Genomic DNA, 7,374 nt, shown 5'->3' on the forward strand with positions numbered 1-7,374 from the left:
CATCGTTGACGCTTGTTCCGACGTTGGTAGTGCAATGTCAATCCTGATTAGGACATTTTATCCTGATCAGAGAATTTGTTCAGAATTCATATAACCGGCATGGGCTGCCGCGCGGCGTCCTCGACCTTCACCGCCGATGCATCGAGCAACCACAGCAGGACGGATGCAACCAGCGCAAGCGCAGCGAGGAGGGTGAAGAAAGCCGCATGCGGCACCACGCTCCACAACATGCCGGTGAGACCCGCGGCGAGACTGCCGCTGAAGATCGCGAGGAACCAGGCGGCAACCGTGGTCGCCTCGAAATTCGCCGGCGCAAGCCGCGCGAACAGCCCCAGGCCGGTCGGCAGGATGAACAATTCGCCCAAGGTGAAGATGGTGAAGAACAACACCAGCCAGATCCAGCTAGCGACATGGCCAGACGCGGCCACCTCGACGCCCGCCAACAATAGATAGGCGCCTGCGACGATTGCGGCCCCCGTCGCCATGCGTCGCGCCGGTGACTGGTCGTGCCCACGCTCGGCGCGCCGCCGCCACCACGCCAGCAATGGCGGGGTAAACAGCATCACCATCAGCGGGTTGAGCGACTGGAACCAGGTCATCGGAATCGACCAGCCGCCACCGACATGACGGTCGATACCGCTGTCGGCCCACAAGGCGACGGTGTTGCCGACCTGCTCGTAGGCCGCCCGGAAGATCGTCACCGACGCGGCAACCGCGAAGAGCAGGAGATAGAGCCGACGGCGTTGTCCTGGGCGCGTCGGCTGTAGGGATGCGGGGCGAGTCGATCGGCGGGCTTCAGGGGGCAGATGGCGGGCGCCTGCCAGATAGATGATCAGCCCCAACAACATGCCAATTCCTGCGGCGTTGAAGCCGTAATGCCAGCCATAGAGCTCGCCGAGTGTGCCGCACACCAGCGGCGCAAGGAAGCCGCCGATATTGATGCCGACATAATAGACGTTATACGCCCAGCCCCGGCGCGGATCGTCGGCGGCGTAGAGGTCGTTCACCTGGGCTGGGAGCGTCGGCAAGAACAGCCCGTTGCCGAGCGCGATCGTGGCGAGCGCGAGGAACAGCAATGGCGGGAATGCCATCATGAAATGACCCGCCGACATGATCACCGAGCCGATGATTACCGCGCGCTTGTTGCCCAGCCAGCGGTCGGCGATGATGCCCCCGATCAGCGGCGTGAAGTAAGCGCCTGCGGCATAGGCGCCGTAGACGAACGACGACGCGCCTTGGCTGAAGGCGAGTTGCTTGGTCATGTAATAAACCAGCAGCGCACGCATGCCGTAATAGGAGAACTGCTCCCACATATTGGTGAGGAACAGAATCGTCAGCCCCGGCGGCTGGCCGAGCCAGCGCCGCTCGTGCAACACGGTCACGCGAGCGCGGGGACGCCCCGCCCCCACACGGTTTCGGGACACCAGACCGTGCCGTCGCGATATTTCATCCCCGGTTGCCGATCGGCGCGCAGGAAGATCGGCCCGTCAAGGTCGACCAGATCGCAGATCTGCCCGAGCACGAATGCCGGCGCCATGGCGAGACTGGTCCCGATCATGTTGCCGACCATCACGCCGAGTCCGATGCGGCGCGCTTCGGCGGCCATCAGCAGCGCCTCGGTCAACCCGCCGCACTTGTCGAGCTTGATGTTGATCACGTCGAACCGGCCGACGGCGCCGGCAACATCGTCCAGCGACAGCACGCTTTCATCGGCGGCGATCGGAATCGGTGAGACATAACCGTCGAGATCGGCTTCGCGGCCGCGAGCGAGCGGTTGCTCGATCAGCGAGACGTCCACTTTCTGCATCGCGGCGACCAGCGCATCGAGATCACCGATGACAAAGCCCTGATTGGCGTCGACGCCGAGCCAGACGTCGGGCCGCGCCGCGCGGATCGCTGTGACCCGGGCGATGTCGAGCGCGAGATCGCCAGTCAGCTTGACCTTGATCGCGCGCGCATGGTCGTAGCGCTTCGCGCCTGCGGCCATCGCCTCGGGCGTGTCGGCGCCGAGGGTGAACGTGGTGAGCAGCGGGCGCGGCACATCCTGCCCGGCGAGCGCCCAGACAGGGCAATCATCGCTTGCCGCCTCGAGGTCCCACAAAGCGGCATCGATCGCATTGCGCGCGCCGCCTGGCGGCAAAAGCGTGCGCAATTCGTCGCGCGTCACGCCTGCCTCGACCGCATCGCGCGCGCGCTCGACATGGTGGAGCATCTGCGCGACGTCGTCACCGGTATAATAGACGCCGGACGCCTCGCCGCGCCCGGCAAGCCCGCCATCCGACAGCGTGACGACCAGCACGTCGGCGGAGTCGAACGTGCGGCTCGCGATCCGAAATGGCGCCGACAGGCGCAGCGATTCGACGCGAACGTCGAGCGTCAGACGGGGCATCAGAATATCACCGTGAATGCGAGGAGGCCGAAGACGATCGCGGTCCACAACGGGATCGCGGCGGCAAAGACGAGCAACAGACTCCAGGTGCGCGCCTGCCAGGACGCCGGCGCGCGCCAGGCGAGCCAGGCATTCCAGATCATGACCGCAAACCCGCCGACAAAGGCGAACAGCCCGGCGACCTGGAGCAGCCGGAGCCAGCCGTCTATTTTCGCGGTGAGATTGTCGATGTCCCCGCTCACCGCGCTGATCACGAGCATCCAGCCGACCAGCACGGCGAGGATCGCCCCGGCCGCGATACGCGACGCGCGGAAGGCGGTAAGACGCGCGCGCGACAGATCGAGCGTCGCGCCATAACGCCGTCGCACCAGTGCCCGGATCGGCCACAGCAGCACGGTCAGAGCGAGGATCGCCAGTGCGGCATAAAGCGCCGGCAGCAGCCAGGCATTGGACTGACTCGCGGGCACGCGGTCGAACACCATAAACGGCGACAGGCCATCGATACTGAACCGTACGACCTTGCCGTCGACGACCTTCGCCGCGACCCGCTCATGGCCGCCGACTTCGTTCCAGACGAACGGCGCCACCTCGACCCAGCGCCGCTCCGCCCCATCCAGGCCCTTGAGCAGCGGCATCGATAGCCCGCCCTTTGCGTCGCTGGTCACCTTCAGCTGCCCGACCAGCCCGAGCACCGCGAGGAAATTGCCCTGCTGCTTGCGCGAAAGTACCCAATTCCCCGCCATCAGGCGGACATGCTCGGCGGCAAGCTTGGCATCGACGCGGGTCGTCGCGGCCGGTGCGCCAGGCAGATAGCGATCGGCGAAATCCTCGAACAAGGCGCTGCGCAGCTTGGCCGCTGCGGCATCGTGACCCAGGCTGTTGAACGAAACGTAGAAGCCGATTCCTTCCTTGAGAAACAGGTGCAAAGCGGTGTGGAAGGCCTGAGTGTCGCCGAGATGAGCGATGACCTCGCGACCGTTGATGTTGGTTTCGAAGAATCCCAGTTCCATGCGGTTGAGCGGCGGGAGCAGGGTCAGCGGCGAATTATGCATCTGTTCGGCGGTGGCGGGCTGCAGGATGCGGTTCCCGTCGAGCATGCCGTCCTGAAGGTGCGCGATCATGAACCGGCCCATGTCGTCGCCGGTCGAGGCGAGCGCGCCAGCGGGCGCCGGGCCGACCAGCTCGTACGGCGTCGGCGGAACCGAGCCCGACGGATAGGTCAACGACATGGCCGCCTTGAAGCGTGCCGGCAGCGGCTGGCGGAAGGTCGAGTTCCGCATGCCGAGCGGTGCAAAAATGCGGCGCTCGACATACGCGTCGAAACTCTCGCCGGAAGCGCGCTCGACGATATAGCCGGCAAGCGCGCAGCCGTAATTGGAATAAGCCGGGGTCAGGCCCGGAGCGGTGATCCGGGCCGGCAGCATTTCCTTGAGATAGACTCCGAGCGGCTGCAGCCTGCTGGCGTCATAGAACATCACGTTCTTGCTGGTTTCGGCAAAGCCGCCGGTATGCGTCATCAGGTTGCGCAGCGTGACCGGCTTGCCTTCGAACGGCGGAATCTTGAAATCGAGATAGGCATTCACGTCACGGTCAAGGTCGAGCTTGTGCTGTTCGACCAACTGCATCACTGCCGTCCAGGTGAACAGTTTCGAGACCGAGCCTGGGCGGAACAAAGTGCGCTGCGGATCCACTGGCACGCGACGTGCGACGTCGGCATAGCCGAAGCCGCGCTCGGTCAAGACCTTGCCGTCCTTCACCACGACGATGACTGCGCCGGCGATATCGCCGCTATGCAGCGCATAGGGCAGATAGCCATCGAGCCAAATATCCAGATCCTCGCGGGTCAGGGCATGCGCACCAGGAGAAAGCGGCGGGGCGGCGGCGGGCGCCGTCACCGGGGGGGGTGGCACCAATGGAGCCGCAGGTATCGCGCGAGCAAACGCGCCGACGCCGGCCGTCATCAACAGGACAGCCGCAAGCAGCTTGGGCAACCGCATCCTCTCACTCCCCAGGCAATCAGGATTGCGCGCAACCGCGGCAATCGATAGGTTCCGATTATGTTTATCCTGAACAGGACAATCTTATCCTGATCAGAGAATGTCAATGGTTTTTGAAGAAGGGCCTGTGTGCGCTATGGCGGCTGCTCATCCAACATTGGGAACGTTGCTGCGGGGGCTGCGCCAGCGCCACAATTGGACGCTGAAGGAGATGAGCGCGAAATGCGGCATCCCCGTATCGACCCTTTCTAAGGTCGAGCATGATCGGCTGACGCTGACCTATGACAAGCTGGTCCAGCTAAGCCAGAAGCTGGGCCTGCGCATGTCCGAGTTGTTCGCCGAAGATGACGGGGCACCGGGCGAGGTGCCGATCACGGCACGCCGCAGTGTTGGCCAGCTTGACCGCGCCGTACGCGTCGAAACGCCCAATTACGATTATTACTATCTCTGTCCGGAGCTGCGCAAGAAACGCATGATCCCCGTCCTGACACGGATCCGCGCACACTCGGTCCAGGAGTTTGGCGAACTGGTCCACCATTCGGGCGAGGAATATGTCTATGTGCTCGAGGGCGCGATCGAAGTGCATACCGAATTCTACGACCCGGTAGTGCTCGGGGTCGGCGAATCGCTCTATATCGATTCGAGCATGGGGCATGCGTACCTGACCGCGCGAGATTGCGACGAGGCGGTCCTGCTTGCAGTGATGTCGAGCGCCGAAGACGATCTGATGACCGCGCTGATGGGTCTGCACAATAATGATGACGAGAGGCGCGGGTCGGCGCTTTAGGTGCCTTGCCCGAGGGCCTGTTTTTCAAGACGAGTTCGCTAGACTGGCAGCACCGCCAAGCAGTCTCTAAGCTCAGGTTACCCGCGCTTCAGCGGTCCAGAATCGCGCAATTCTGGCGCTTGGCAGGGTAAAACCGTACCGCGGAGAGTGAAGGCCACCGCAGTTCTCGCGCTTTCTGTGTGACAGCTGGCGCAATGGGCGCTTGCCCACCTCGAAGGCGTCGACGAACATCGCTTGCGCTACGATACGAACCGCTGAAGCCGCCCTGACCGTAGGCGGCGCTCGCGAAGGGTGAGGGCAAAAGCCTCAAGCCAAGGACGTGAGCGTACCCAAAAACGCCCGCACCTTGGAGCTGGACAGGCGGCGTGAGTTCTGGAGTGCCCAGATCTCAACCTTAGGACCGTCGTGAGCGCCCCACGAGACGAGCCGGCCGGCGTCGATATCCTCAGTCACCATCAGTTTCGGAACAAGGGCCGCACCTGCGCCGGAGAGAACGGCGTCACGCACCATCAGGAAGGACGAGAACCTCAGCCGGAAACGCGGCTGGACGAACCGTGTCCCGCTGTCGGTCCTTATCCGCCACAGCAGGTCGTCTGGGGTGCCAACGCGGCCGACCGCCGGAAGGGTGTGATCGCCAGCCGCCTGCTCCGAGTGAAGAGCAATCGCGAACTCGGGCGGCGCTACCAGCAGGCGTTCGTCCTCGAGGATGCGGCGTCCAACCAGCCGCTCGTCCGGACTGGGATCGATCCGGATCACGAGATCGTAATTGTCGTCCACCGGGTCGACCTTGCGGTCCTCGGCGATAATTTCGAGATCGACCTGCGGATAGGCGGTGACGAAGCTTGTAGCGAGCTTGGGCAGGAGCACATGCGCGAGGACGATCGGCGCGCTGACGCGAAGCTTGCCGGCGGGAATGGATGAACCACTTGCCACGGCCTGCTCGGCTTCAATGATCTCGGCAAGCGGGCCAAGCGTGCGTTCGTGCAGCGCGCGCCCTTCTCCTGTCAGGCGCAGCGTCCTTGATCCGCGGTCGATCAGTCGCACACCAAGGCTTGCCTCCAATTCAGACACTTTCCGCGAAAGGGTCGCCTTCGGTCTGCCGCTGGCGCGGCTCGCCCGCCCGAAACCACCATGCGTCGCAACCAGATTGAAATCGACAAGCCCAGGCAGATCCATGCGATGTTCCATTTGTGAGACGACGTGATCCAATAATGCCCTCTTATGTGCATTTTCGAAACAGTTAATTTGTCTCCAGCGACAACAAGCCGCCCCTATGCGATCAAGGAGATACGACATGACGATTTTGGTCACTGGCAGCACCGGAACCATCGGAACCCAAGTGCTCAGCTTTCTCGACGGGCATGGAGCCGACATCCGCGCGCTGACCCGGTCGCCTGAGAAGGCAGAGTTTCCGGCAGGCGTCACTGCGGTGAAGGGCGACCTCGCCGACATCGACAGCATCCGCGCGGCCCTGGAAGGTGTCAGCACACTCTTCCTCCTCGCTCCCAATGCGCCCGACGAACTGACCCAGGCGATGCTCGCGCTCAACGCTGCCCGCGAGGCCGGCGTGAAGGGGGTCGTCTATCTCTCCGTGTTCAAGGGCGAGGCCTATGCCGACGTTCCCCACTTCGCCAGCAAGATGACCGTCGAACGCATGATCGACGCCTATGACCTGCCCGTGACGATCCTGCGCCCGGCCTATTTCATCCAGAACGATATGCGGCAGAAGGACGCGCTACTCGGCGACGTATACGGCATGCCGGTCGGCGCCAAGGGAATCTCGATGGTCGATGTGCGGGACATCGGCGAAGCGGCTGCCAAGGAATTGCTCCGGCGCGAGCAGGCAGGCACGCCCCTTCCGCGCGAAATTTTCGAGTTGGTCGGGCCCGACATCCTCACTGGTGAGACGCTCGCGATGTTGTGGAGCGAAATCCTCGGTCGCCCGATCGCCTATGCCGGCGATGATCTGGAGGGGCTCGAACAGCGCCTCAAGAGTTTCGGTCCGGCCTGGCTCGCCTATGATATGAAGCTGATGATGCGTCGCTACCAGGAAGACGGCGCCATCGCGACCGACGAAGATCTCGCCCGCCTCACGGCACTGCTCGGCCACGCGCCGCGTTCATACCGTGACTTTGCTGAAACCGCCGCCGCCGGTTGGTCACAGGGCTGACTGGTAGACCCGCCGGTTTCGACCGGCGGGT

The 7,374-nt window shown here is 63.6% G+C and carries 6 protein-coding genes; 2 read left to right on the top strand and 4 right to left on the bottom strand.

The window, feature by feature from the left end; genetic code table 11:
* Positions 1–86: 86 nt before the first annotated feature.
* Genes SAS01S_RS00490 through SAS01S_RS00500 form a run of 3 tightly spaced genes read right to left on the bottom strand, consistent with a single transcriptional unit; the run spans position 87 to position 4,386 of the window.
* A complete protein-coding gene (locus SAS01S_RS00490) occupies positions 87–1,382 on the bottom strand; it encodes a peptide MFS transporter (RefSeq protein WP_245656698.1) in 1,296 nt (431 codons plus the stop codon).
* A complete protein-coding gene (locus SAS01S_RS00495) occupies positions 1,379–2,389 on the bottom strand; it encodes a dipeptide epimerase (protein ID WP_066803124.1) in 1,011 nt (336 codons plus the stop codon). Before SAS01S_RS00495 ends, SAS01S_RS00490 begins: the two co-directional genes overlap by 4 nt.
* Entirely contained in the window at positions 2,389–4,386 is a 1,998-nt protein-coding gene (locus tag SAS01S_RS00500; RefSeq protein ID WP_066803127.1) for a serine hydrolase domain-containing protein, read from the bottom strand. The genes SAS01S_RS00495 and SAS01S_RS00500 overlap by 1 nt, the downstream gene beginning before the upstream one ends.
* Positions 4,387–4,522: 136 nt before the next feature.
* On the opposite strand from SAS01S_RS00500, the gene SAS01S_RS00505 reads away from it, so the two are divergent.
* Positions 4,523–5,173 carry a helix-turn-helix domain-containing protein gene (locus tag SAS01S_RS00505; RefSeq protein ID WP_066803136.1) on the top strand — a complete coding sequence of 217 codons (651 nt, stop codon included), beginning with the start codon at positions 4,523–4,525 and terminating at the stop codon, positions 5,171–5,173.
* Positions 5,174–5,479: 306 nt separating this feature from the next.
* Here SAS01S_RS00505 and SAS01S_RS00510 read toward each other — a convergent pair whose 3' ends face one another.
* Positions 5,480–6,382, bottom strand: a complete 903-nt coding sequence (locus SAS01S_RS00510) for a LysR family transcriptional regulator (protein ID WP_245656699.1) — start codon at positions 6,380–6,382, stop codon at positions 5,480–5,482.
* An 85-nt stretch (positions 6,383–6,467) separates the two neighbouring features.
* Between SAS01S_RS00510 and SAS01S_RS00515 the strand changes: the two genes are divergently transcribed.
* A complete protein-coding gene (locus tag SAS01S_RS00515) occupies positions 6,468–7,343 on the top strand; it encodes an NmrA/HSCARG family protein (RefSeq protein WP_066803138.1) in 876 nt (291 codons plus the stop codon).
* Positions 7,344–7,374 lie beyond the last annotated feature (31 nt).

The sequence above is a fragment of the Sphingomonas asaccharolytica NBRC 15499 genome (genome assembly GCF_001598355.1).
Lineage (GTDB): Bacteria > Pseudomonadota > Alphaproteobacteria > Sphingomonadales > Sphingomonadaceae > Sphingomonas > Sphingomonas asaccharolytica.